At 39.4% G+C, this 25,141-nt stretch carries 31 protein-coding genes; 2 read left to right on the top strand and 29 right to left on the bottom strand.

Annotation, left to right across the window (positions count from 1 at the left end):
* Nucleotides 1-269: 269 nt before the first annotated feature.
* The gene (locus CSUNSWCD_RS08280; RefSeq protein ID WP_009495788.1) at nt 270-602 is read right to left on the bottom strand and encodes a cupin domain-containing protein; all 333 of its coding nucleotides are present in this window, start codon (nt 600-602) and stop codon (nt 270-272) included.
* A gap of 151 nt (nt 603-753) precedes the next feature.
* Between CSUNSWCD_RS08280 and CSUNSWCD_RS08275 the strand changes: the two genes are divergently transcribed.
* Nucleotides 754-1,572, top strand: a complete 819-nt coding sequence (locus CSUNSWCD_RS08275; RefSeq protein ID WP_009495786.1) for a replication initiation protein — start codon at nt 754-756, stop codon at nt 1,570-1,572.
* 133 nt (nt 1,573-1,705) lie between these two features.
* On the opposite strand, the gene CSUNSWCD_RS08270 is transcribed toward CSUNSWCD_RS08275, so the two are convergent.
* From CSUNSWCD_RS08270 to CSUNSWCD_RS08170, 22 genes are all read right to left on the bottom strand, one after another.
* A complete protein-coding gene (locus CSUNSWCD_RS08270) occupies nt 1,706-2,272 on the bottom strand; it encodes a hypothetical protein (RefSeq protein ID WP_009495784.1) in 567 nt (188 codons plus the stop codon).
* A 154-nt stretch (nt 2,273-2,426) separates the two neighbouring features.
* Nucleotides 2,427-3,080, bottom strand: a complete 654-nt coding sequence (locus CSUNSWCD_RS08265; protein WP_009495782.1) for an AAA family ATPase — start codon at nt 3,078-3,080, stop codon at nt 2,427-2,429.
* Nucleotides 3,081-3,242: 162 nt separating this feature from the next.
* Nucleotides 3,243-3,446 (bottom strand): hypothetical protein, encoded by a 204-nt coding sequence (locus tag CSUNSWCD_RS08260; protein ID WP_009495780.1) that lies wholly within the window; start codon nt 3,444-3,446, stop codon nt 3,243-3,245.
* Nucleotides 3,447-3,517: 71 nt separating this feature from the next.
* A complete protein-coding gene (locus tag CSUNSWCD_RS08255; protein ID WP_009495778.1) occupies nt 3,518-4,522 on the bottom strand; it encodes an adenine-specific methyltransferase EcoRI family protein in 1,005 nt (334 codons plus the stop codon).
* A complete protein-coding gene (locus CSUNSWCD_RS08250) occupies nt 4,519-4,893 on the bottom strand; it encodes a hypothetical protein (RefSeq protein WP_009495776.1) in 375 nt (124 codons plus the stop codon). Before CSUNSWCD_RS08250 ends, CSUNSWCD_RS08255 begins: the two co-directional genes overlap by 4 nt.
* A gap of 1 nt (nt 4,894) precedes the next feature.
* A complete protein-coding gene (locus tag CSUNSWCD_RS08245; RefSeq protein WP_009495774.1) occupies nt 4,895-6,847 on the bottom strand; it encodes a type IA DNA topoisomerase in 1,953 nt (650 codons plus the stop codon).
* Nucleotides 6,848-6,867: 20 nt separating this feature from the next.
* A complete protein-coding gene (gene ssb / locus CSUNSWCD_RS08240) occupies nt 6,868-7,290 on the bottom strand; it encodes a single-stranded DNA-binding protein (protein ID WP_009495772.1) in 423 nt (140 codons plus the stop codon).
* 37 nt (nt 7,291-7,327) lie between these two features.
* Nucleotides 7,328-8,539, bottom strand: a complete 1,212-nt coding sequence (locus tag CSUNSWCD_RS08235; RefSeq protein ID WP_009495770.1) for a type IV secretion system protein — start codon at nt 8,537-8,539, stop codon at nt 7,328-7,330.
* Nucleotide 8,540: 1 nt separating this feature from the next.
* Nucleotides 8,541-8,816, bottom strand: a complete 276-nt coding sequence (locus tag CSUNSWCD_RS08230) for a hypothetical protein (RefSeq protein WP_009495768.1) — start codon at nt 8,814-8,816, stop codon at nt 8,541-8,543.
* 55 nt (nt 8,817-8,871) lie between these two features.
* Nucleotides 8,872-9,723, bottom strand: a complete 852-nt coding sequence (locus tag CSUNSWCD_RS08225) for an ArdC-like ssDNA-binding domain-containing protein (protein WP_009495766.1) — start codon at nt 9,721-9,723, stop codon at nt 8,872-8,874.
* 40 nt (nt 9,724-9,763) lie between these two features.
* Nucleotides 9,764-9,958, bottom strand: coding sequence for a hypothetical protein (locus tag CSUNSWCD_RS08220; RefSeq protein ID WP_002952535.1), 195 nt, complete (start codon nt 9,956-9,958; stop codon nt 9,764-9,766).
* A gap of 190 nt (nt 9,959-10,148) precedes the next feature.
* The gene (locus CSUNSWCD_RS08215; RefSeq protein WP_002952534.1) at nt 10,149-12,071 is read right to left on the bottom strand and encodes a type IV secretory system conjugative DNA transfer family protein; all 1,923 of its coding nucleotides are present in this window, start codon (nt 12,069-12,071) and stop codon (nt 10,149-10,151) included.
* Nucleotides 12,064-12,474, bottom strand: a complete 411-nt coding sequence (locus CSUNSWCD_RS08210) for a plasmid mobilization relaxosome protein MobC (protein WP_002952533.1) — start codon at nt 12,472-12,474, stop codon at nt 12,064-12,066. The genes CSUNSWCD_RS08215 and CSUNSWCD_RS08210 overlap by 8 nt, the downstream gene beginning before the upstream one ends.
* Complete coding sequence (locus CSUNSWCD_RS08205; protein ID WP_009495762.1) at nt 12,471-13,418, bottom strand: ATPase, T2SS/T4P/T4SS family; 948 nt, start codon at nt 13,416-13,418, stop codon at nt 12,471-12,473. The genes CSUNSWCD_RS08210 and CSUNSWCD_RS08205 overlap by 4 nt, the downstream gene beginning before the upstream one ends.
* Nucleotide 13,419: 1 nt before the next feature.
* Nucleotides 13,420-13,632, bottom strand: coding sequence for a hypothetical protein (locus CSUNSWCD_RS08200; protein ID WP_002952528.1), 213 nt, complete (start codon nt 13,630-13,632; stop codon nt 13,420-13,422).
* 11 nt (nt 13,633-13,643) lie between these two features.
* Nucleotides 13,644-14,840, bottom strand: a complete 1,197-nt coding sequence (locus tag CSUNSWCD_RS08195; protein ID WP_009495760.1) for a DNA type IV secretion system protein ComB10 — start codon at nt 14,838-14,840, stop codon at nt 13,644-13,646.
* Between the two features lies 1 nt (nt 14,841).
* Nucleotides 14,842-16,113 carry a TrbG/VirB9 family P-type conjugative transfer protein gene (locus CSUNSWCD_RS08190; RefSeq protein ID WP_009495758.1) on the bottom strand — a complete coding sequence of 424 codons (1,272 nt, stop codon included), beginning with the start codon at nt 16,111-16,113 and terminating at the stop codon, nt 14,842-14,844.
* The gene (locus CSUNSWCD_RS08185) at nt 16,110-16,760 is read right to left on the bottom strand and encodes a VirB8 family type IV secretion system protein (RefSeq protein ID WP_009495756.1); all 651 of its coding nucleotides are present in this window, start codon (nt 16,758-16,760) and stop codon (nt 16,110-16,112) included. The genes CSUNSWCD_RS08190 and CSUNSWCD_RS08185 overlap by 4 nt, the downstream gene beginning before the upstream one ends.
* Complete coding sequence (locus CSUNSWCD_RS11910) at nt 16,761-16,889, bottom strand: hypothetical protein (RefSeq protein ID WP_009495754.1); 129 nt, start codon at nt 16,887-16,889, stop codon at nt 16,761-16,763.
* Nucleotides 16,890-16,891: 2 nt separating this feature from the next.
* The gene (locus CSUNSWCD_RS08180) at nt 16,892-19,396 is read right to left on the bottom strand and encodes a VirB4 family type IV secretion/conjugal transfer ATPase (protein WP_009495752.1); all 2,505 of its coding nucleotides are present in this window, start codon (nt 19,394-19,396) and stop codon (nt 16,892-16,894) included.
* Between the two features lie 8 nt (nt 19,397-19,404).
* The gene (locus CSUNSWCD_RS08175) at nt 19,405-19,647 is read right to left on the bottom strand and encodes a hypothetical protein (protein ID WP_002952523.1); all 243 of its coding nucleotides are present in this window, start codon (nt 19,645-19,647) and stop codon (nt 19,405-19,407) included.
* 13 nt (nt 19,648-19,660) lie between these two features.
* Nucleotides 19,661-19,975: a hypothetical protein gene (locus tag CSUNSWCD_RS08170; RefSeq protein ID WP_002952520.1), complete on the bottom strand. Its 315-nt coding sequence runs from the start codon at nt 19,973-19,975 to the stop codon at nt 19,661-19,663.
* Nucleotides 19,976-20,690: 715 nt separating this feature from the next.
* Between CSUNSWCD_RS08170 and CSUNSWCD_RS08160 the strand changes: the two genes are divergently transcribed.
* Nucleotides 20,691-22,328: a relaxase/mobilization nuclease domain-containing protein gene (locus CSUNSWCD_RS08160; protein ID WP_009495749.1), complete on the top strand. Its 1,638-nt coding sequence runs from the start codon at nt 20,691-20,693 to the stop codon at nt 22,326-22,328.
* A gap of 172 nt (nt 22,329-22,500) precedes the next feature.
* On the opposite strand, the gene CSUNSWCD_RS08155 is transcribed toward CSUNSWCD_RS08160, so the two are convergent.
* From CSUNSWCD_RS08155 to CSUNSWCD_RS08130, 6 genes are read right to left on the bottom strand one after another with little or no spacing between them, the layout of a single operon-like run.
* Nucleotides 22,501-23,064 carry a HepT-like ribonuclease domain-containing protein gene (locus CSUNSWCD_RS08155; protein WP_002952515.1) on the bottom strand — a complete coding sequence of 188 codons (564 nt, stop codon included), beginning with the start codon at nt 23,062-23,064 and terminating at the stop codon, nt 22,501-22,503.
* Nucleotides 23,057-23,392, bottom strand: a complete 336-nt coding sequence (locus tag CSUNSWCD_RS08150; RefSeq protein ID WP_002952513.1) for a nucleotidyltransferase family protein — start codon at nt 23,390-23,392, stop codon at nt 23,057-23,059. The genes CSUNSWCD_RS08155 and CSUNSWCD_RS08150 overlap by 8 nt, the downstream gene beginning before the upstream one ends.
* 17 nt (nt 23,393-23,409) lie before the next feature.
* Nucleotides 23,410-23,829 carry a hypothetical protein gene (locus tag CSUNSWCD_RS08145; RefSeq protein WP_009495746.1) on the bottom strand — a complete coding sequence of 140 codons (420 nt, stop codon included), beginning with the start codon at nt 23,827-23,829 and terminating at the stop codon, nt 23,410-23,412.
* A 41-nt stretch (nt 23,830-23,870) separates the two neighbouring features.
* A complete protein-coding gene (locus CSUNSWCD_RS08140; RefSeq protein WP_009495744.1) occupies nt 23,871-24,110 on the bottom strand; it encodes a hypothetical protein in 240 nt (79 codons plus the stop codon).
* Nucleotides 24,111-24,141: 31 nt separating this feature from the next.
* Nucleotides 24,142-24,384 (bottom strand): hypothetical protein, encoded by a 243-nt coding sequence (locus CSUNSWCD_RS08135; protein WP_002952508.1) that lies wholly within the window; start codon nt 24,382-24,384, stop codon nt 24,142-24,144.
* A gap of 13 nt (nt 24,385-24,397) precedes the next feature.
* Entirely contained in the window at nt 24,398-24,640 is a 243-nt protein-coding gene (locus CSUNSWCD_RS08130; RefSeq protein WP_034964683.1) for a hypothetical protein, read from the bottom strand.
* Nucleotides 24,641-25,141: the final 501 nt, after the last annotated feature.

The following is a 25,141-nucleotide window of genomic DNA, read 5'->3' as shown; positions in this document are numbered from 1 at the left end:
ATGGAGATTAATGACTTCGCCGCTGCCACTTAGAGACAAACCGATTATTAAAAAGGCTTAAAACACCTTATGAAACGATACCAATATGGTAAATTTTGAACTACCATAATGTAGGCAATCCCGCCAAAGCCCCAGCAGAGTTGCCTATATTAAGCTCTTTTCATTGTCCTGTTTTGGTGTCAAAAATTTCCTTGCGTAGCACCACTACAGCTATTCTATAGACTAATTATTTATCGGTAGCTTTATAGCAAAAACCACAAGAACAGATACTAAGTTTTTAAGACTCTAAAAACCCTACTTACATCGTCATTTTTGCTCAAGCTAAGTCTTACGATGCTATTTTCCAAAGCAGTCAAAGCATGAATGACACTTGGCTCGAGCGTAATCATATCTAGCGTATCCAAGATAACACTATTTTCTCCAACGCTGAAATCTATCTTGCCGCTTAAAACCTGCACCATGATAGCGCCAGGAGCCTTATGTTCCTTCATTTGAGCGCCTTTTTCTAAATTTATGCGTATTTCCTTGCTGTGCGGCCCATCAAAAAGCTTAGCTATAGTAACGCCGTTAAATACGTCATTTTGCCATACGATTTTTTCCATTTACAACCCTTATTATAAAATAATAATGACATTGTAACTCTAATTTTAGATAAAAGGATTGATCCTGATTAAGTGTTTTTAAAATTTAAGTCGCAATACATTAAATTTACTCTATTATAGCAGTTAAATCTTTAAACTGCGAGGTATAGACATGAGTGAAATTTCTTTCTATTTTGAGGAAGGTGATTTCGTGTTAAAAGCCAGTAGAGTTGTTAAAGCCGAAAAGAGCGGCACGCTTGTCTTTCGAAACAAAATGAACTCTGTGTTATTCCCGGTTAATTTCACGGCTAGGGATTATGATATTTTCTTTACGATCTGCTGGTATGCAAAGCAGATGGGCTATGTTGAAAATGCCAAATTTATTGAAATGCCTTACTCTGAAATTTGTAGATTTATGCCGTCCGGCCTGAATAAAACCAGATTTAACGATGAAGTAAAGAATTTTAGAGCCAAAGTTCTAGGGCAAGACGGCGCTGCCATCTATAGGAGTGTCGAAATTACCGAAGATGATGAAATAACTACCGTAGGCGTATTTTTTACGGATATTCGGATTTTTAGAAATAAGCAATCATTAAGTTTTAGATTAAACCCGGTTGCTCTTGAGATTTTATTCAGTACCCTTAAATTTATGAAAATAGATTTAAACGACTTTGTTGCGATTAAGGGCAAATTTGCCAAGACTTTATATCGACTCCTGCATCAATACGAAAACGTAAAAGCCGATAAAGACGGCTTTAAGTGTGTAAATTTTAATAGAGACGACTTTGAAAGATTTATGAGTGCGCCGGCTAAATATAACGCTTCCGATTTGGATCGCTTTGTAATTAATCCGTCTATAAACGAATTAAATGAAAGCTATTTCAAAAAACTTCTTTTTGAGAAAAGAATAGCTGACGGCAATAAAAAAGCAGTGGTCGGCTACTCGTTCAAATTTATTTTGAATGAAAAAACGGAAAGAATAGGGGCTTAAAACTGCGCCTCTTGTCGCTTTAGGTGCATAACCCTATCGCTTTGATCCTTATCGTCGCTTACAGGGCTTCTAGGGACTTAAAATTATCTTAAAACAACGCATTCCCGGTACAAATAAATTGCCGGGTTCTGCGCTATCCTCTTATTCTCATAGCGATGTATTCGTCCGTATCTAGGTCGTAGTTGTTCGCTTCGGCTTTAAACTGCATCAGTTCGTCAAAGGTAAAAATATCTTTGAGCTCGTATGTGGCTAAAATTTTAACGTCTGAATACGTCAGGATGCTTACTTCTAGGCTCTCTGCGATCTGCCTTATTTTCTCTTTCTTGGAATCACTTACGAATACGATATAATTTTTTATATGCTGCACGTCCTTTGGATCGTTTGGCTGCGGCGCCTCGATAAGCCCCATTTTAAACCGCACAAACTCGCTCATGCTGGTGTTGAACCATTTGGCCTGATCATAAATTGTTATCAGCACATCGTCTTTTATATGCGGTATCGGCGTCGTTAGGGCGAGCTCTATAAATTTGGCCAGCGTATACGTCGGATATTTTTTTCGTATTTTTACGGCCAGTTCCTTTGAGAATTTCGTCCCTATCGCCACTTTGCTCTTTTTTGCCGGCGCTTCTTTTTGCGTGTCCGCCCCAGTTATAAATTCCTCTAGCTTGTCCGTAGAGTTGCTTGCTCTTTTAAAGTCCATTTTCTTCCCTTTTATTTTTTAAAATTCTAATCTCTTAATCTTAATAAAAAATGAAATATTAAAAATTAAGATAGCATTATTTTTAATTTTTCGCAAAACTAAAAATAATAAATTTCCTAAATTTATACTAAAAAAACGATAAAATGCTCATTTTTCACCCTTTTAAAAATATCTCTTCGCATAAGTTTTTGATTTCTTGCTCCGCCTTGTTGCCGTCATTCATCTCGACTACGCCGTAGCCTAGTTGTGTGGCTATTTTGTAGCGCTCGCGCTCAAATATGATCGTGCCCGCTAGCCTTATGTAATCCTCTTGAAGCTCCTCGATAAATGCTTTCAGGCTGTCTATTTTCTTGTATAAAAACGGGTTGGTCGAGGCTCGGTTTATTACGATATAGGCTTGCAGCTTTTCGTTTTGCTCTTTGGCCATTTTTACGATATTGACCATTTTGTCTAGGACGCTTACGTCAAACTGGCTTGGAATGGTCGGGATTATCACGATGTCGCTTAGAGCGATGGCTATTCGCATCTCTCTGCTATCTCGGCCGCCCGTGTCTACGACTATGTCTTTGCTGCGATCTACGTTTTGCAGAAATTCTTTTAAATTTTCGCCGTATTTGTAAGCAAAATCAAATGCCTTTGGATGCCCCTCTTCGTTTCGTATATTTAAAAACGTGGCGATCGACTTTTGCGGATCGGTATCCAGCAGCAAAAGTGACTCGCCTTTTACCATGCCTTGATTTATGGCTATGTTTGTGGCAAGCGTACTTTTTCCGCTGCCGCCTTTTTCGTTGCAGATCGATACTATCATCATCTCTCCTTTGCGTAAAAATTTAAAATGATTATATCGCCTTAAACTTAATAAATAATAAAATATATATTGTTAAAATACTATCTTATAAAATAAAATCAAAGATAAAAGGTATATTTTAAATAAAATTACATAAAAATAGCAATAATATTTTATAAATTTCTACTCTTTTCTAGTCGATAGTAAGAAGTGCATTTTTATAATAAAATAAAGCATTGCGTTAAATACGATATAGCAGATCGCGGCCAGCGTTATAAAGAACGCGTCCGCGTTTAGGATCGTTTCCACCTTATTAGGTAGTTTGAAAAAATATAAAACTGCATTTGTGCCAAAGCCTAGTAAATTTATGGCCAAAAATACCCACATAAATCGCTTGGCGGGGCTGTTAAATAGTTCTGTTTTCTTTGACTTCTTCATGATTTTAAATAAATTTCTCCCTAAATTTGATTTATTAGCCTAGTTCTCGGTTTAAGGCCGTTGATTCGCTGAATTATTATCCTGGTAAATAGTTCTTGTCCGTTTAGGACGGCCGATTTCGTGTTGCTTTGTGCATAGTCTTGTTTTACTAGCTCGGGGTATTTTTCCTTGATCTCAAAATCGCAGCCCAATATATGAAACTGCGCAGGGTTGTGCCGTAAAAAGAACGTAAGGGGTACGCCGATTACGCCATCATAGTCGATCGGTATGTTTTTATAATTGGTCACTTCTATGATTTTGTAGTTATCGTATTCCGGGTATTCGTGCTCATTGCCTTTGTATTTTTTCATCAGTCTTACGCCGGTTTGATGCTTTGTGCTTTTTAAATTCGTAAACCACGATACGTTGCTAAATCGCTTTTTGCTGCCGTCCGGGCGAGTAAAAATATTTACTTGGTGATTTCCTAGCCAAATTTGGTTATTTTTGTATAGCTCAAATATCTTTTTATAGGTAATCGAATACGTTCCGCCTACGATTAAAAATTTCTTTTGACCGCTTTGGGCTATATCTATAAGCTCTCTAAAAAGGGAGAAGGGTGGATTAGTTACGACGATGTCGGCCTGCGCGATTATCTCCTTTACTTCGTCGCTGCGAAAGTCGCCCCGACCGCGCAACTGCGTTTCGCTCATGCCGTCACTCGTGATCTCTATTTTCGTGCCTTTCGAGTTTAGCTCGTTGATGTTAAACGTCGTCGTGATCAGCTTTTTTAGCTCCAAAGTTTTAAAATTTAAGGCGAAATACCTATAAAAGTTGCTATTTTTGCCGTCATTGCACGGGCAGACTACGATTTTGCCTTTAAAGTGCGCTTTGTAGTCTCGTAGCTCTTCTCTGATCTCGTCAAAGCTAGTATAAAACTCGTCGTCGATCTCGTATTTGGCTTTCATAAAATATACATTGGCTCTCTTTTCTTTATCTGCCATCCAGCCTTGCTCGACCAGCTCGTTTTGGGTTGAAATTTGGCTCATTCTTTCCCTTTTTGTCCCGTTTTGCTTTTTGTATCGAAATACGATTTTAAAAAGCAAATTTCAAAATAATCAGCTTCTGGATCATTTAAATAATGCTCTAAAAATGAAGTGAGTTCTGAACGTACGCTGCCAAACTCTTTAATAAATTTTTTCTTATTTTGCGTTGCAAAGCATATAAAATCATCTTTGCCGATAATACACTCATAACGACTTTCTAAGTTTTTCTTGTATTTTTTAAAAATGTCAAAAAATACAGGGTTTAACGTATCCTTATATTTTTTACCGAAATAAATCCCGGCTATATCTTGCTCTTTATCGATTGTCGTTTTACGGCAAACACGAAAAAAGATTTCGGTGTTGTCCACAACCATGTTATTTCCTCTTCAATGCCTTTTCTATAAACGCCTTACAAATTTTCAGATCAGTATCGTAACCTTTGGGTAGCTCCAGCTTTTTATCTTTTGCTAGATCTTGCGCTAGTTTGATTTGTTTGTCGCTCGGCGGGCGGATGGCTTTATCTTTATTTTTATTTATAAAATCTGAGCAAATTTTCCAGTCTGCTTCTATGCCGTCCGGTAATGCTATTTTTAAATCCGAAGCTATGCTTTTCGCAAAATTTAGCTGAGCCTCGCTCGGAGGTTTGGTCTCGCCGCTATTTAGCTCTTTAAAGCCCATTTTCTCGTGCAGCGGCTTTATAAAATCGAGATAATTTACTTTGCCGTCGCTTATTTCGTCTAGCACGCCTTCCATTTGCTTTGTAAATTCGCTTTGCGTGATCCACTCGTCATTCGCCTTAACACTTTCGATGAAACTTATCCCTTTGCCGGTGGCCACTATGTTTTGATTTTTGCCTTTGGTTTCGATAACTACGAATTCCCGCTTTAAAAGCGTAGGCAGAAACGTAGCATACGTGCTTGGCCTACCGATGCCCTCTTTTTCTAAAAGGGAGATAAAATTGCTTTCCTTGTAGTGCTGCGGAGCTTGCTTTTTAACTTCTTGTAGCTCGAAGCCTAGCACCTCGACTTCGTCGCCTTGATTTAAATTTAGCTCTATTTGGGCTACGTCTTTATCTTGCTCGTCTTCATCGTCCGCTTGCTCTTTCAAAGCCCCCTTAAAGCCTTTATAAATGCATTTGCCGGTCTTGGCCTTAAAGCTTAGAGCCTTGACGTCTATGTCGTATGTTTTGTTCTCGTTTACGGTATTTTTGGCTTGGCTTAGGACTGAATTTAGAAAAATGAGCTCATAAAGCGATTTTTCGTCATCGCTTAGGCTTTCGCGCCCGGCGATCTCATCTATCTCGCCGTAACCATGCACGTGGCTTATGCGGATCGCTTCGTGGGCTTCGGCTTGACTTTGGCTGCCGGCTTTATATATTTTTTTCTCGTACCACTCCTCCCCTTTAAATTTAGCCTCTACTTCGTTTATAAACTCGTCCGATATAGTGTTGCTGTCGGTTCTATGATACGTTATAAGACCTTTTTCGAATAGCTTTTGAGCTAGGCTCATGGTTTTATCCGAGCTAAACCCCAGCCTCTTATTCGCCGCCTCTTGCATTTGGCTGGTTCTAAACGGAGCTTGCGGCTTTATTTGGCTTTGTTTCGTATCTATTTGATATACTTTCGCCCTGCTACCGCCAAGTTCGGCGATTTTTGCGTTCGCTTCGTCCTTTGAGCTAAAAATATTATCGTTTACGGCCGTAAATTCTACGCCGCTCCTCGTTTTTAGCTTTGCTTTGATTTTGTAGTCGATCTGTTTTGATGCCGGGCTCGCTAAAAACTCTTTTATTTCAAGCTCTCTTTTTACGATCAGGGCGAGCGCAGGCGTTTGAACCCTGCCGACGGATAAATTTTTATCGTTGAGCTTGTTGATGTAAGCAGGCGACATAATAAAGCCCACCAGCTTATCGCCTACCGCTCGTGCTTTAAAGCTATCGAATTCCTTTAAATTTGAGCTTGCAAACGGCACGGCTTTATCTAGCCCTTTTTTGATGCCGCTTTCGGTTATTTCGTGAAACTCGGCGCGCTTTACGCTTTTGGCGATATTTTTAATCGTCTCGTAAACCATGTAGCCGATGCCGTATCCCTCTCTGTCCGGGTCGGTAGCGATAATGACGTCCTTGCCTTTGCAATCGTTAAAAATTTCGTTCATTCTATGCTTGCTTTGCTCTTTCATCTCAAATATCGGCTCATAGCCGGTATAATCGGCCACTATCTCCTTTGTAAGCTCTTTAAAATGTCCTTTGGTAGCATAAACCTTTGCGCCGGTTATATGCTCTATCTTATCGCACTTGTTTGGGCTTTCGATGATGATTACGGCATTGCTCATTTTTCGCTCCTTAGTTAAATTTATTGCTCAAACGGCGCATCTTGCGCGTTATCGATATATTCATTGTCTATCTGCGACGCAGAATGGGTTTGCTCGTTTTGCCCGATTTCTTGCCTATCTTTGGTATCGAGCATTATCATCTTATCGACGACTACGCTATGCTTGCTTCTGTTTTGTCCGTTATTATCCGTCCATCGGTCAAATTTCAACCGTCCCTCGATAAATATCCTTGAACCCTTAGCCAGGTACTGATTGGCTATTTCCGCACTTTTACCCATAAAAGTTACGTCTATAAAGCACGTCTCTTCCCGCTTCTCGCCGTTTGCCGCATTAAATTTGTGTGTCGAGGCTATTGCGGTATTGCCTATGGCCATACCACTTGCCGTGTATCTGAGCTCTATATCTTTGGTTAAATTTCCTATGATTGTAGCTTGTGCGAACATTTTTACCCCTTTTAAAAGAATTTTCTAAATTTTAGCCTTACGGCACCGCGTATCCGCCGCGAAATACTTTATAAGCATCATATACGCCTTTTCCTAGCATTTTCGTGCCTTTGCCTATATCTTTTCCAAGATTTACGCTCGCGTCTATTCCGGCTTTCGTGATTTGTCCTACCGCATTTCCGCCGGTAGCCTTGCCGAAGCTTTGCAACGCTCCGCCGATAAAGCTGCCGCCTGTCGCTTTTCTAGCTAGTCCACCCAGCAAAGTCTTTCCGGCTATGCCGCCTGCTACTGCGCCTGCCACTACTCCGCCTGCTCCGCTTTCCATCTGTGTTCCTAGTACCGCATTTATCCAATTTGGTATTTTTCTGATTATGAAAAGCGCAGTTATGCAAGTAATTGCTCCAGTAATCAAATATTCAAACTGCTTTATAAATAATTCGCCTATGACGTTTTGATATTTCTCAAGCTCTATGATCGGATTCATTGCTAAATTTAGGGCTATAAATGCCAAAGGAGCGATGATGGCGTATGATAGGTATAGCTTGTACCAGCTCCATAAATACGGCAAAAAGCGCGGCGTTATCAAAAATGGCAGCACTAGCGGCAGCGTGCTTAATATCAAAAATGCCACGAATTTGCTAAAAAATATAACGATCGTGATGCCGATTAATAGAATGAAAAATACTAAGTAAAATATCCAAAACGGGATCATTAAAAATGCCGTTACAACCCCTGCCATTATATAATCACTCGGACCATTAAAGCTTAATCCCAAAAATGACCATTCTTGTGATTTTAAATAAGTTTTTGTTCCATAGTCCCACATTAAAGCTCTTAAATTATCCACCCTATTGGCCGATTCCGTTACAATCGTTCCGAAATCTTGACTCTGAAAAATCGAGCTTACAGTCGCGGTTATCATATTTTCAGGTATGGTTAGGACGTATAGGGCGCCGGTATATGCGCCAAATGAGCTAAGAACGGCAAAAATAAAGCAAAGCTTGATTATATATTTTATAGCGTTAAATGTCTCCTCTCGCGTCGGATAGCCGTTTTTTAGCTTATCCAACAGCCAAAATACGACTATTAAGATTACGATCGTCGTCGTGGCGGTCGAATAAACTAAATCGTGAGCTCCTTGATAAAATTTTTCAAATAAACTCATCACGTTTTCTTGCATAACTGCTTGAGTCTTGTTTATCCAGTTGCTATCCGTTAAAAGCGTTTTTGCTACTTGCTGCTGTGCCATTTTATGCTCTCGTTATATCTTTTTTATAGGTTTTTATCGATATTAGTGCTTTATTGTTATCTAGCGGCTCTGAGATTTTTATCTTTTTGATTTCTATTTTTTTGCCGTCTTTCATTATCGTCTCTGTCGTAATCTCCTCTTGAAAATACGGGCTTTGCATCTCGATGATAAACTCTTCAGCTCCCTCTTTTATGCTTACATCATCCGCGCTTATCGGTTGCTTTTTGGCGGTCATTCCGTCGCCGACTCCTAAAAAATTCAAAAATTCAAATAACATTTTAATTCCTTTAAATTCGGGGCTTTCGCCCCGTCTACCCTAAGTTTGGTTTAGCTTACCTGCCTTGCTCCATGCCCTTATCTTTTTGCCTAGTCTGCTTTTTAGCTTTCTCGGCTTCTTTGGACATATCAAGCCTTTGCGCCGGGTTATAGTAGTCTACGCCTTTGATTTGAGCCATAGTTAGGTTGTCTAGCTGCTTCGCTAAATTTCCGCCTATCCCCAATGTCTTGCTGTAGTCTATTCTGACTTCGTATGCTTGGTTTTTGGCCGCCTCTCGGTAGTTTTGGATGGCAGTTAGATCCCGCTCCTTGATTTTTTCTTCGTTTAGCCCGTCGAATTGACTTACGTGATAGAGCGTTTTCGTCTCCAATCGCGGCTTTATCGGGATTTTTTCCTTGACTACGTACGTGATCGCCTTGCCGGTATTTTCATCGAGTCTAACGTTGCCGTCTTTGTCTTTGACTGCTGCTATAACCTCTTTGCCGTCTTTGTCCAGTTTCGGCCTTAGCTCGTGATCTGCGATATAAAGCATTTTAACGCCGTCCACTCTCGCTTGTAGGCCGTTTTTGGTTTTTAAAATTTCGCCGGTTTGCTCGTCGTGTTTGAGCTTTAGCACCCCGCCCATCGCGTTGCCTTGCTCCATCGTTACGAATTGAGCCTTGTCGTAGCCTTTTATGGCCATCTCCGCCCTTAAAAGCATGCTGGTCTCTCTTGAATACGTTTTGCCGGTTAAGGCGTTGTAAGGCATGGTGTTATCCACCTCTTCCTTGCTCATATCCCTTTGCCAATCCGCTTTTGCGGTCTTATGAGCTTCAAAAAGTTTATACTTCATATATTTATCGAAGCTCTCTTTTTTCTCGGCATTACTCATCTGCTCCCAACTCTTTTTCTCTTGTTCCGTTGCCATTTTTTATCCTTACGTCTGTCGTTTACTCATAGCTTTTGGGCTATGAGTCGGTATTGGGCTCGTCTTGATCGGCGACTTCCATGCTTTGGTGGGACTTATTTAAATATTCCCATTCCTTGCTCTCGCCGTCGCTGATTTCAAACTCACCGTCTTCGCTTGTCGCAAATCGCTCGGCAAGATTTTTCTCATACTCTTTGTATGCCTTTTCTTGCTCTTGCTTTTCTGCATAGGTCATTGCTTACTCCTTAGGGTAGATTTTAGAGCTTTGAGCTCTAATTTAAATCTTCTATAAAAATTTAGATTAGAGCTCTTAAAAAATAATAAAACATCTAAAAATAAAATTACATATAATTTAAATTTAACAAAAATAAAAATATTATATTTTTAAATTTTTTGCTAAATTTATTATAAAAATTTATAAAATTTTACTCCCTATCCACTTTAATTTTTAGAGCTTTTAGCAGCTCGTCTCTTTGTTGTCTTTTATCATCCGCAGGCTTGATCTCGCTTGAGCCGTTTTGTGCCGTATTTACTTCGCCTTTTGCCTCTTTTTCGCTCCCTTTTTTGGCCGTATAGGCGTCTTGCTTGACGGCAGCTTCGCCTTGGTCGTCCTTTGCCTCAACTTCTAGCTTATCTGCCCCTTTCCACTGTGCCATCTTGAACCAATAAGGCACTTTTGCCTTGATGGGCATCTTGTAAAAGCCTTTAACAAGAATTAAAATATCGCTACTATCTTGGTTTTTCAAATCTTGGGCAGTTACTAGCTTTTTGGCTTCTTTGCTCTTTGAGATATTGCTTTTAAACAGCTCCATATTGCCTTGCGATTTGCTGATTTTGATATTTGTGTAGTCGCCGATTAACTTACTCGTATCCTCTGCGTCTTTGTCGCTATTCATGTTAAAAATTACGTGATATCCGCTGTTATTTTTTACGATATTCATATCGTCTTCACCGTAGTATTTTTTGATCTGCTCGTAGCTTTGCGTAACAAAAACCGGTAAAAGCCCATAGCTTCTGCAAAGTGCGGGGGCTTCTAATAAAAATGGCATCTTGCCGAAGCGCACGAACTCATCCCCAAAAAAGTATATAAATCTCTCGGGATCGCTGCACTCTTCTCCGCTCATTAATTTCTTAAATAATGTTTCTATGAAAATACGAATTAAAGGAGCTAAAATTTCGATATCTTCGGTTTGAACGACTACGTACATCGATATTCTTTTCGCTCTTAAATCCTCGAACGTAAAGCTCATCTTGCTGGTTGCGTTGGCTACTTGCGGATTGCTAAAAACTGTCATAAATGTATCGTATGTCGATTTTATGCTTGCAAATTCATTATCTGCGGCTCTTGCATACGCTCTAGCCTGATTTCTCGTGCTTTCGTCGATACTTTCGTCAAAGCTTGTCTGTTTTAGCCAAATTTTAAAAGTATCTACGTCATAGTCTCTCTCTCTTTCTTTGTCCGGGTCGTCCTCGTCTATCTCTTTCATTGCCTCTTCGCCGAATTTTTCGTCCAAATACTCGAAATAATCGGCTTTTGGAGCTTGTGCAAGTTGGGCTAGCGTAGCGTGTTTGTCTTTTTGCATAAAGTATTCGGCGAAAAATACAAACATCGTTCTTGCCGATTTTATCCAGTGATCGTTTTCGCTGCCTTTTTCGCCTACGAAAATGGTAGAAGCTATCTGCTCGGCCAATTTTTTGATATGTATATACTCCATGTCTTTAACGATTGAGCGATCGAACGGGTTAAAAAATAGCGTATTATCCCAGCTAAAAGGGGAGAATAGCTGAATTTCGTTGTTAAAATATTTTTGCCTATACCCGGCTGTCTTTTTATATAGTTCGCCTTTGATATCTAACGTTACGCAAGAAGCCGGTACGCTTAGTAAATTCGGAATGATCATACCCGCCGTTTTACCGCTTCCAGGAGGTGCTACCACTAGCGTTGAGAGCGGCTGCGTAGCCCTTAAGAACTGCGGATTATCGCTATCTATATTGTGACATCCTAGCACCAAGCCGTTTTTATAGTTTATATTCATTTTAGGGAAGTCTTCGGGCGTCGCGAACCTTGCTGAGCCATAATCTTCGCCGTCTCTAAAATACGGCAATAGCCACCACGTAAAGACTACCAAAAACGGGGCGATCAGTGTAAATAATGCAACGTAAGCCTTTAATTTTAGCGTCGGCGCGCCTATATTTATTAAAATTTTATACGCCACTGCGGGTACTTTTATCAAATCCGGATTAAAAATAACCTTGACTACCGCCAAATATAGCACTACGCCCATTATGAGCGAAACGAAGAAAGCCCAAGCCCATCTTTTAGCGGTAAATTCTTTTGAACTATCCATTTTCCTCCCCTTTTGTTCCCTCATTGCTCGGCGTTTTAGTATGTTTGACATCTATTTTTATTTTTAAATCTTCCATTTTTGCGCTTAATTCTTTTATGGCTACTGCGAAGCTCCGCATATTTTTTTCTAGGTCATTCTTGGCTTCTTCGGGGCCGGTAATGTTTGCATTTAGATGATAGGCAATCTGATTTAAATTTACTCCCAAGCGACCGAATTCTCGTAAGAATTCGCTTATTATTTCGTTATTCGTTTCTATCTGTTCTAGCACGTCAGCGTATTTTTCTACATGTACCAGCTTTCGAACTACTGCCGATTTACTTTCATTGCGTCTTTGAGATATGCGTTTTAGTACCCTTGCGTCGGCTTCGGTAAAATATATAAAATGCGCGGCTACTTTTCTCATGCTACGATCTTTGCAATGTCCAGTTCTTTTAAATTTAAGATATCCGTCACGACTCTTTGATTTTTAACCCTGGCTATTTGGATAATGTAATCGATCGCCGTAACGATAAGGCTATCTAGCATGCGATCGTCCACGCTTGATAGGCCGCCTCCTAAAATAATATTGGTTTTAATGGCTTTTATGGCGTCTTTGGGATTATTTGCGTGCAAGGTACTTAAATTTCCGGCATGCCCGGTGTTGTTTACCCTTAAAAACGAAAAGGTATTGCGGATGTCTATCTCGCCTAAAAATAGCCTATCGGGTCGCAAGCGCATCGCATTATCGATCGCTACCTGATAGCTGTAAATTTCGGTGGCGATTTTGGGTACGGCCAGCTGCGTTTTATTTACGTTTTCTACCCTCAGCTCTTGGCTGTCCTCTATGGTGACTACTCGCTCGCCCGGGTCTATTTCTCCCATTAACGAGTTTAAAAAACTGGTCTTCCCGCTTCCCGTTCCGCCGCTTAAAAGTACGTTTTTCTTATCCCGAATCAGCTCTTTGATTTTTTCATAAGTCCAGCCCTCGTTTATCACGTTTTGACTTAATGTAAAGCTTTCTAGTTTAAAGGCCTCTTTGCTGGGTATCCTTATACAAATTGCGATATCGCTATTAAACAGACTTGATTTATGCTGCGCTTGGACGCGGTAACGCAAAAACGGATCGGGCAGTTCGCATGAGAGGTGGCAATGCGTTTCGTCGAAGCGCTGATTTCTTCTAGTGGCCAGCTCGATCAAAAAATTATTTAGAAATTTTATATCTAGCTTTGGGTCTTGCACCATTTCCCAGTGGTCGCCGTAGTCTATGTTTATTTCGCACGGCCGATTAAATATTAGTTCGTTTGCCCGCAGGGTCAAATACGGCTTTAAAACGCCTAAAATATTATTTAAAATTATGCTTTCGCTCATTTTACTCTTCTTGGCTTGCTTCTGTTGTGCTCGTGCTTACCAAATCGTTTTTTTCTTGCACTAGCTTTTCTAGCTTCTGCCTTTCTTTTGCAGCGTTTGCCTCAGCCTTTTCGGTAATTTTTAGCTGATTTGCTATGCGTTTTAGTAGTCTATCGTTTGCTTTTTTATTTTGTAGCTCAGTCTTAACTTGGCTTTTGATTTGCTCGTATTGCATCGGCTTTCCCTTTAATCGTTAAAATATTGCATCATCACTTCGCCGTTTTTTGGTTTTGCAAACCACATATGATTTGTAGGCACTAAAAATATACGGCTTCCGCTTTTGATTTCTATGGTTGGCTTGATTTGGCTTTGCTGCTGGATTATGTCTTGCACTACGCTGCTTACGTCGCTTCTAGCATTTGAGTAAATTTCGGTGGCGTAAGAGTTGTTTGAATTTCCCATTTTTGAGGCTATACCTAAAAGCAAAGCGTTCGTAATCGTTGAAATTGAGTAGGCTATGCCGTAGCGTTCCCAATATTTATTATTTATCGCTCCTACGACTCCATTCATTCCCATATTATCGGCGGCCATTGCATCTGTTAGCATTATATTAATGCCTTGCGGCGTGATTATCTCGCGCCACCTGATTTCCAGCCTTTCATGCCCGATTTTGGTGTCGTTGGTGTAAAAGCCTATCACTTTACTTCCGCGAGGGATCAGCACCGCTCGCCCCATAGCAGCATATATGTCTTGCTCTATTTGAGCCGTTACTATTCCGCTCAAATCCGAACTTATCGCGCTTGTTAGAATTGCCGGGATCAGCCGCCCGGCTCTAATAGTGCGGTATAGTCTGTGTTCATTCGTGCTGACATCTAGGCTTTTTTGATTTGAGAAGCCATCGGCGCCGTATTTTAATGAGTTTTGATTTACGTTTTTTATCTCGTTGTTGCGATTAGCTAAAATTTGAGCTCTTATTAGCTCGCGCATTTTGTTTTCGTAGGCGGCCTGGTTGTCTCTTCTTATTTCTTGTTTTAGACTCTCTTGCTTGGCTTTTAGCTCTTCTTGTTTATCTCTAGCGCGCTGCGCCATTTGCTCTTGCTCTTTTGTCATATCTTCGGGCGTAGCGGCCGGCGCTCCTGGCGTGATCTGCCCGGATTGCTTTTTATTAGCTTCGAGTTCTTCTAATTTCTTTAAAATTTCGCCTAAATTTTGCCCGTCCTCGCTCGGCATTTTCTTTCCGGCTTTATAAATGTAATCGTCGACCGGAAATTTTGAATTTTCAAAAAGATGATTCAGATTCTTTTGGTTTTGTAAATTTCTTATTTGCTCGTCTTGCTGCTCTTGCCCGGCCGCCTCGTTAAAAATTTCCTCCGCCAAAAGGGGAGAGGAAATTATACTAAGCGTCGCAAGGCTTAAAAGCAGCGTTTTCTTCCCCTTTTTCATTCTAAAATCCTCTTGCTTTCTTTGTGGATTCGTTATATTTTTCTTGGTTTTTCGTTATTGTTTTGCTATTCTCTTTTTGTCTTTGTTTTACGGCTTCTTCATCGGTGTTTAAATTTTTTCTTATCTCTTTTCTTAGTTTTTCAGCCTGCGTTTCTTTGCGTTCTACGCATACGTAGCTATCGCCGCTTTTAATCGTAAATTTCGGATTTATAGTCTCTGCGATTATGTAATCGCCTATTACCCTCGTTTCTACCGGGCTATCTTGTTTATCAATGACTGCGTAAATAGTAGGGATTTGCGGCATTTCGTCTTTGGAATACTTAAAATACGTAAATTTCTTATCGCTAAAAATTTCAGCCGATAGCAGCCACTCATTTTCTTTTTTGGCTTTTTGCGTATATCCGCTGTAAATATCGCTCTTTTTGACTTTCAGCTCGGCTATGCCGTCTTTTATTGTTAAATACTCCTTGCCGTCCTCTTCAAGCTTGGCAAGCTTAGCTTTTTGCGTTTCGCCGTCTTTTATACGAACTATGAAGCTTGGGTCGCTTGAATTTTTATAATCCGTTGAAAAAATATAAAAGGTATGGATTTTTCCATCACCTGTAAAAATCGTTAGGCTAGTATCGATGCCGATTAGTTGCGGGATTATTGCGATAGCATTAGGCTGGCTTGGGATTTGCTCTATTTTAAAGCCAGTCTGGTCACCTAGCACGAAATTATCTATCTCGCTATCAAATATCAGCGTAGTGGCCATTGCATGGCGCGTGCGAATTTTGATGGTTTTATCGGGCTGATATTTGACTACTTGCGTATTTTCGTATCCACTGTATTTCTTTGAGTGAAATTTTTGCTGCAATGCCTTTAAATCTTGATTGCGGATGGCGTTTTTCATAAGCTCCAGCTCGTCTTTGCCTATCTGCCTATCCGAACCATCGGGCGCACCGCCGAAGTCTATTACGTCTTGTTCGGGAATTTGCCCGCCGTTAGGGTCGTTAAATTTTGCCCCTTGCGGCTGCTGCCTTTGTTTGTATAGTCCGAGCGGATTTATTTTAAAATTCGATTGTATATTGTTGTTTACGTCTTTGTTTTTATCGTTAAATATATCTTCACCCATAGAGCCGTTTTGCTGCTGCTCGTTTACCAGCTCTTGCGTTTGGCGCATAATGGCGCGGATTTGATTCATCTGTTCTTCGCTTAGTCCCTCTTGAGGCTCGGCCGCGCTTAAATTTAAAGCAAGTGCCGAGACGATCGAAAGTTTTATTAAATTTCTCATTTTGAGCCCTTTTCGTCCAAAATTTGCGTTATTTGATATTTACTTACGATAAAACCGGTAGGATTTTTCATCGTATCGGCGTATGTGCCGCTTTGGTTGCGAAAGTCGTACTCTATCGCGCTTCTGTATTTTTTATAGCTTACTTCGGTGCGCGTAGGATTTGTGATCTCGGCCTGGAAGTCGACCGTCGCTACGTTTTGACTTAAAACGGCTACGTTTAAAATTTGAATGTTGCGGAAGTAATTTTTAGTCGTATAAATCGAGTTGGGATCGCTTACTAAACTTTGAAACGCTTCCCATACCTGCCTGCTGCTTTGCGTGCGTATCTCATTGTAGCGCTCGACATCATCTATGCGATTTATCATCTCTCTGTTTTTAACGTATCCAGCTAAAATGCTTTTTAGCAGCTCTTCGTTGCTGCGGACATTTAGGCTCGTATCGTCTATAGTCACGAAGCGGGAGTCGCCATCTGAAAATTTAAGTAAAACCGGCTTTGTTTCCTTTAACGGCGTTAAAAGCGCTATTGCTACCGCCAGACTTACGCTTACGACCGCGAGGGCTATGATCGTATAAAACATATACGCTTTAATGTTTCTTTCGGCTCTAAAAATAAAATTTGGGTCGATCTTTCTCTCTTCAAACGCCATTTAACCCACCTTTATAAAATCGTAACAAGCGCAGGGGCTTATTCTTTCTATTTTGCTAGGTTTATCCGCGCATCCGCTTAAAAGCGCCGCTAGTATCGACGCCGCCATGATGATTGCAATCTTTTTCATCTTTAACTCCTCTTCCCCTTAAATTCTATGTAATGTTTTCGCCAGTGAACCGGGCTATCGTTTTTAAGCTGCTTTAAAAGCATTACGTTGTCCGAGCTTGACGAGAATACTCGCAAGTAGCTTCCGAGCCTCGATAAATCTATATCCAGCTTTGCGCTCTCGTTTCTTAATTTCATATTTAGCAATATTTGCCTCGCATTCGAGTTTGTCTCTTTTAAAAATTTGGCTTCCGTCGGCGTTAATCCTATCATCGCGTTTAACTCCGCCAGCGTCTCTTCGCTATTGGTCGGAAATATGACAAAATTTGCGATATTGTCCAAAAAAGACGAGCCGCGCTCAATGTTGTTAAATAAGCTCATATTTTGAAAGCCCATACACATTACTCCGCCGATTTTTCTAACTTCTAGGATTGCTTCTAGGATTTTTTCTTGCATCGTCTCATCCTGCAAATAATCCTTTAACTCGTCTATAAAGCAAAAGAAGCCGCGCTTATCCGCGCTATTTTTGGCTTTATTTTTTAGTTTATGAAAAATATATATAGCCGTAAGTCCGGCGGTTTTTTTGTTTTGCAGTATGCCATCCATATTTAACACTGATAGCTGCTTGGTAAAATTTAGGGCGTCTTCTTTGTTGTCGAATATCGAACCCTTATAATTGTCAAATCTGATTTTTAGTCTTGATTTCTCGTTATTGTCGCTTGGAAGCGATATAATAAAATCGCTTAGCGTTAGCGTTTGACCATCTTGCTTCATGTCGTATATACGGTCTATCGTGTTGTTAATATCGTTTATGGCTTCATGCTCGTCGTTTTTAACTTCGGCCATAAAGCGTAGCCATGACTTTAAAAAGTCTCTATTTTCGTTCGTGTCAGCTAGACTGAACGGATTTAATTTAAAGCCATCGCTCTCACTATCGTGATATTCGCCGTCTACGTAGTTCGTGAAGTTATACATACCGCGTAGCTTATCCATTGCAAATATATCTATCGGGTATTTAAATAAATTTGTCATTAAAAATTGCGCCAGCGTCGTCTTTCCGCTTCCGGTTCCGCCCACTATCATCGTATGCCCGGCTGGGCGATCGCCGTCTGGCTGCCAGTGAAAATTGAATAAATACGGCGTGCCGTTTAGGTGCTTAAATGTCGTTATCGCTTCGCCGCCCCAGTCGTTTTGGTTAAATCCGGTTACTTCGTTTTCAAAATTTGCGATCGTGGCTAAGTTGCTGATATTTAGCGTTTTCTTTCTAGCGTTTAAATTTCCGCGACTAGGAAAGAAACTAAAATAAAGAGCTTTTTGATTTAGCGTTTCTCGGACAACATTTAATCCTTGATTTTCTAGGATATTTTTTAGCTCGTTCGAGCGGTTTTCCAGCTCTTTGAGGCTATCGGCTAGGCAATATACCGAAAAGCTCGTTTCTACTAAATTTTCTCTGTCGGCTTGGATTAGCTCCATTAACTGATCTAGCTCTTGGCGGACTAGCTCTACCGCAAACGCTTTGGTGTCCTTTATCTTCTTGATCGCCTTGCGCTTTTCGTAGGCTTTTAGATAAATCATAGCCATAAATTCGTTATTGCTTTTGATTAAATTTGAGGTGATGATCGACTTGATTTGCTCAGTTTCGTAGGCTTTTACGCTGATAAATCTAGCGTATTTGGTCGTGCCGTCGTTGCGGTAAAACTCTATGTAGTCTTTTTTAAATTCGACGTATGAGCTTATGTAACTATCTGTGATCAGCTCATTCGTATATGCAAGGTTCGTCTCTTTCGCGTTTGAATACGTGGCATAAAAATTTATGATCTCATCGCCGCTTAGCTGTCTTGGCTGATAAATCGAAAAGTAGTTTTTGATGTTTGAGAACGTATCGCTTAAAAGCTCGATTTTTTGCTTTAATTTTGCGCTTTCGTTGCTTTCGTCGCCCTCTTCGCTAGTCATTTTGGTTTTAAAGCTTTCCAGTAGTCCTGTGATATTTTTCGTCATCGTAGAAATTATTAAAAAGTATCTTATAGCGTATATATCTTGATTGGTTTCCCATTTTTTTATGATCTCGTTCGCATACGGATTTATATTTTTGTCTGTATATTCTTTGTAGTCTTGCTTTGTTTTTTTGATGATTAAATTTATTTCTACGTCATCTTTCAAAGTCGTAAAAAACATAACGCGGTTTAAAAGGTAGTCCGTCTCGTCGTCTAAGCTAATTCCGGCGTAGCTTACCCCTTTTAGCTCTACTGCTATACTTGCGTTGCCGTCTTTGGTGATTATTATATTCTCGCCGTATTTGCAGGCGATGTTGTTTTCTTTTGCCAGTGTATAAATTTGCGGTTCTGCTATCATTAAAATTTCATCCGCTTTTTTATTGATCTTATTGATTTTTGATAAAACGTCGTTTTCCGTTTTATTTTTAATACTTGGTTTTTCTTGGCTTACGTCAATGCCAAGCTCTCTTTTTAGTTTTTCTTTCTTTTTGTTTTGATTCCACTCTTTGATTACGCCTATTATTCCGCGAGCCATTTTCTAACCTATGCATAAAATTTGTTTTGCGATATTTTCATTTTAGAACCGATGATGTCGTATATGTCTTCATCAAAAAATTCTAAAATAAAGAAGAAGCAGTATAAAATAGCAACGACTGCTAGCGAATATAAAATCAAGATAAACCACGAGATAAATCCAGCGATTATAATCGTGAATAGACTCGTGGTTGTTAGACCTATGATTTTCGTTCTTTTGGTTAAGTCCATATAGCAGTCGGTCACTATCATTCGCTTTTACCTTTTACATTGCTGCGGCAGATAAGCCGTATGCAATACCAAGAATAATCGCGATACCAAGTAGCAATTTTATATTATTTTTTAAAGCCTCGATATTTACGAACATTATCGTTAAGAATACTACGACCCAAATAATACCAAATACGGTGATTACCGTATTGATAACGCTTGCGGCACTACTTCCGGCTTCAGTGATTTGTTCGTTTGCCTTTGTTTCCAAAGTTTTTAAAACGTTTTGGCCGCCCGCTCCGAATAAATGAAACGGCAAGAACATTAAAAAGTAAAAAATACTTTTCGCCTTTTTTGAGACTTCTCTCATTGTTTGCTCCTTTTTGATTAGAATATTTTCGATTTCTAGCACTATACTATTTTTCAAAAAGCGAGATTTTGTAAAAGTGATTTTGTGAATAGCGATTTAAAGGATATACAAGCAATTCTTTTAAAGATTTTATAAGTATTTATTTACTTTTTTACTTTTTCACATTGATTATTTTATAGGCTTTTTGCGATTATTTTTTTAAAAAAGTCTTTTTACAAAATTACGCTTTTCAAAAATTTTACAAATTCTTTTAAAAATTTTCTCTTCCGTTTCGTTTTGCTTATCTCTGAATACTTTTGCTAGATATTTTTAATTTTTTCTTATATTTTGTCCATAAGCTTATCCGAATAAAATTTTCTTGTTTTATTTTTACGCATCGTGAATATAGTTCTAACTTTTCAAATATTTTTGTGCTTTTTTACGCTTTCCCTTTTAAAACCTACTTGCTTTTTCTCAAAAATAAAATGCTCTGCGTTTTATTTTATTTTCGGTAATTGCAAAATTACCGAAAATCACAGCTTTTTTAAGTTTAGTTTCCCCATTTTTAGGCGTTTTATCGCCGTAAAATGGGCTAAACTTAAAAAAGTGATATATAAAAGGGGTTATCCTGCCTTACTTCTGGCATTATCTTTTCTTAAAGCTACTTACACTAACATCTTTTGCAAATATCTTTAAAAGCTATGAATACTTTTTAAGAATTTAAAAGGGAGAGAATTTGGCAAGACGCGATTGGGATGCGTTTTTCGAAGAACTAAAAGCTATCAGAGCCGGCTATACTCGCACGGCAAAATCGGAGCATAAATACGTTTCTTTTGGAAGCGGCGCAGGATTTTCTCGCTCGCATATTCCTTTTCCTAAAAATAACTTTGCCAAGCAATCAGTCGTAAAGATGATTTCAAATTTACCTAAAACTTCCATCAAGCGTTGCATCGACTACGCTCTTAAAAACTCTCTCGACGGCGCAGCTATCAATGAAAAAGGGGAGAGAGTAGGCAGCGATGAAGTTTTAAAAGATTGGGGCAAGGATTTCGGCGATAATCCAAACTCGAAGGACGCGTGGCATCTAATTTTTTCTATCAACGAGCCTTGCGACGATCAGCAAAAATTAAGAGCTTTGAGCGAGAGCGTACATAACGTATTAGGTCTAAATTTTAGCGGACACAAGTATGCTTTCGTGCTACACACCCATCAGAATAATCCGCACGTGCACGTGGTTTTAAATAAACGAAATAGCTTTACCAATAAAAAAATCCACTTTGATAGCAGAAGCGAAATCAGAGAGTTTTTTGACGACGTGCGGACGAATTTCGCTTACTCTCTCGGAGCTCGTGGGCTAAAATACGAGAATAAAAATTTCTTGCAAAAGGATTTAAGGCTCGAATTTAACAAAGTAAAATCCGCCGTGAAGCTGGAAGCGGACGACTATACGGCAAAAGATAAAATAAACGACTATTATTCAAAAATGCAGGATAAAAATAAGCAAAGCTATGACGCTACGGCAGGGCGAATTGAAGCTATGAATAACGAGCTTGCCGCGCTTAAAAAAGATAACGAAGAGCTCTTACGGCTCTTTATGCTTTATACTAAAAAGCGAAATAAACGGGTATATAAGCTCGCTCGTGAGTTAAAAGAAAGTAACCGAGTCATCAAAGAAAAGAGCAAGGCCGTGCTATCTGAAATCGACAAAATAAATAAAATTTCCAGTCAAGCTACGCAGCTTAACGAGATGCGATTGGCTCACTATAAAGACCACTCCGCAGGGCTAAATTTACTTGAAAATTTTAGCTACAACTACAATAAAATTTATCCGAAAAATAGGGGCGCGAGCAAGGCCGATGTCGAAAATTATAAAAAAGTGCGACGCGCTATCGCTATTCATCGCGGCCGCGAGGACGATGCGGCTAGGAAGTATTTCGAGGATAGCCTGCTAGTTACTCGCATGCTCGGGCGTAACGAAAGTCTTTTTAAATTAACCGCAAAGCTTGAAATTTTAGATAAAAACCTTTACGTCTTGCAGCACTCGGGCATAATCGGCGAAGAGGCTACCGCTTTTGAAAAAAGGCTAAAAAGCAATAAGGAATTTATCGCGGATATTTGTCAAAAACGCTTCGACTACGTCGGCAAAAAGCTTTTAAATAGCGATAAAATCGATAAGGACGGTTTTTTGTTCAAAGAATATTTTAAAGGCGTATCGGTGCTGGGCGTTAAGCCTGACGATCGTCTAGTAAAAATCAAAAACGAAAAGAGGCTTTATAAAGACGTCTTGGCTGAACGATCCGGTAAGACTAAAACTCAGGGTTCTCGCCCGGCGGATCAAAATAAATTTAATAATGAACTTGGCGGTCGAGAGTAGATTATATTTAAGAAATAATAAAATATTTAAAAATAAAATTATATTTCATTAAAATATAGTAAAATTAGAAATATCATATTTTTTAAATTTATGTAAAAAGAAGTATAAAAAAATTAAAATTTAGAAAGGGAAGGAAGCTTATTTTCCCCTTTTTAAAAATTCAAACGCAAAATTATTTTACGTTTTCGTTCGAGTTGCTTTTGATGATGCCCTTGAGCTTGTCTGCATATGATTTATCAAGCTCAAGTCCATTTTTTCGTAAGTCGTTGTAGCCTTTTTGAATATCTGCCCCAAGATCGCTCTTGGCTTGCGGGGTTAAAATATTCTGCTTCTTAACGAAGCGATCGATCTTTTTTTGTAAATCTTCGCACAGCTCTTGCTTCGTTTCTTTTATGACTTTCTGAAGATTTTCTTTGAGATTAGGAAGATCTGTGCGTATAACGTCTTCTATGATCTCGTTTTGTATATTGTCATAATTGTGAGAAGACCAATTTCTGATATCTCTTATCCCTTTTATATCTTCTTTTTTAAATTTATCTAATATATGGTATTCCTGCGCTTCTTCAAGCTTCTTAAATTGCTGGTATACGACGTCGATATGTTTCATTATCGCTGGCTTTGCAAGCAGCTCGTCTTCTAGTGCTGCTGTAACGCCTTTGGGCTTACAAATTTCAAATACTTGATCTATTTTTTCTACCGCCAGTTCTAATCGATATATAATTTTTTTATCAGACATAAATCGCTCCCCTCACTATCTTGTCGTCTTGCATTTTTTGTTCAGAATAGAAATCGCAAATATCTACCGATTTATGAAATTTGCCCGCGATCTGCTCTTTTAAATCATTTAAATACGCAAGCGCTTTAAACGCGTGCAGTCTATCCAAAAAGTCCTTTTTGTCGGCCAAAACGACTATATCTATATCCGAGTCTTCACCCGCATAACCTTTGGCATAGCTTCCGAAAAGTCCTATCTTTTGGATGCCGTCTTTTTCAAGACCCGGCTTGAGCTCGGATAGATATGCGAGTATCGATTCTTTGGTTAAATCGGGTAACGTCGTCTTCATTGGGGATTCTCCTTTTTCTATCTTTTTCCGTTTTCAAGAACCGTTATATATTCTGGATCGCACTCAAATTTGCCCCATTTTGTACATTCGACCTCGTATGCCGACCCTACTTTTTTATTATTTTTATCTACGACTACTACTACGAGTTTCTCATTGTTTATGAGGTCGTTTTGAGCTTTCCATCTTGTAAATTTGGCAAAGCCCTGCTCTGATGTATAATTTTTCCAATTTTCGCCATTAAATAAGGTCTGTGCATGATAAAATTCAAAATCTACATTTTTAACTCTCTCTTTTAGCTTATTGACCATTGCATCGTAATTTGCTTGTTTTATTGCCGGATTTGCATTCTCTAGCTTTACAAGCCCATCATCTTCACCGCATCCTGCCAACATAAGCCCGGCTATAACAGCCGCCGTCAGCAGTTTAATTTTCTTCATTTTTCATCCTTATTTTTACAAATTATAGCATATTTTGCTATTTACTTTTGCCGCCTCTCGAACTCCTCGTAAATCGGCATCAGGACTTCCTCTTTGTGGCCTCTGAAATCAAAGCCCAGCGAGTCCAAGTAGTCCGCCATCATCTCTACGCTACTCTTCAAAAAGCCAAGCTCCCTGTCGCTAATGTTGCCAAGCTCCACCGGCTCAAGAGGGAGTGGGGCTTTGATTAGCTCCGCCATTATATCGTGTGCCCTTTCAAATTTATTATAGTTCTTGTTCATTGACTCATGCTGCCCTTCGTCTATTTGACCCCTAAAGGTTTCGCGGCGCCCAACCATCGGTCTGTCTAAACGTTTGCGCCAGCTTATCTAAAATAAAAACTTTAAACGGATCGTGGCTAAAAAATACGCCATAGCTTTCAACGTTCGTCGCGTTGCCTATAAATTTAAGCTTTATCGCCTCCGTGTATTCACCATCCCTTTTTAAGGAGTATCGCCCCTCATCCATCGAAGAATTTAAACGGGCGTAGTCTATTTCCGTTAAATAAATTTTCATTGTAATCCTCTTGCTATGCCGTTGCCCGGATGTATCTATCCATGCAATCTTTAAGTCCTTTTAGCGTGTTATATGAATAAAAGTGCCTATCCTGCGTGTTTGTACCGCATTCACAATATAAAAATAGAACCTCTTGCTCGTTCCAATTCGTGCTAGCGCCGTAAGTCCAGCCGTCTATTTCAATTCTTGCTCCGGTTTCATCTTGTTTAACTTCGCCGTATTGGCTAAGTAGTTTAATCGCATTCGTTAATTTCATCTTTTTAAGTTCCTTTCTTCTTAATTTATAAAACGATTATACCACTTTTTAACTTAAAAAATAATAAAATAATAAATAATAAAATATCAAATAATTAAAATATATAAAAATATAAAATAGCAAAAAAGCAAAAATAACCTAAAAATAAATTAGAAACCTAAGCATTATTTAAGCCTAAATTTGATTTTCTTTCCCCTTTTTTAATTCCCGCTGCCGTCATTGGCGGCAGCTTCTGTATTTAGGAGGGGCGTTGCGGGGTGCCCCCGCTTAAACCCATAGAAGCCGAGACCTTAGGCTCGGCTTCGGCGCGGCAGCACCTTAGTGCAGACCGCCAACAAGAACGGCATTTTGTAAAAATTTTACTCATCCCAAATCCGAGCAAACCCCCAAGAATAGGAATTAAAATGTAATTTTTAAAATCTTATTCAAACCTTAAACTTTAAAAAGCAAGCCAAATTTTCACCGCTCTGGCCGTGCTACCAATTCCAATCCGGACAGCCT

Origin of the sequence: Campylobacter showae CSUNSWCD, from assembly GCF_000313615.1 — a bacterium.
GTDB lineage: Bacteria > Campylobacterota > Campylobacteria > Campylobacterales > Campylobacteraceae > Campylobacter_A > Campylobacter_A showae_A.
This window is presented reverse-complemented; position numbering and strand designations above follow the sequence as displayed.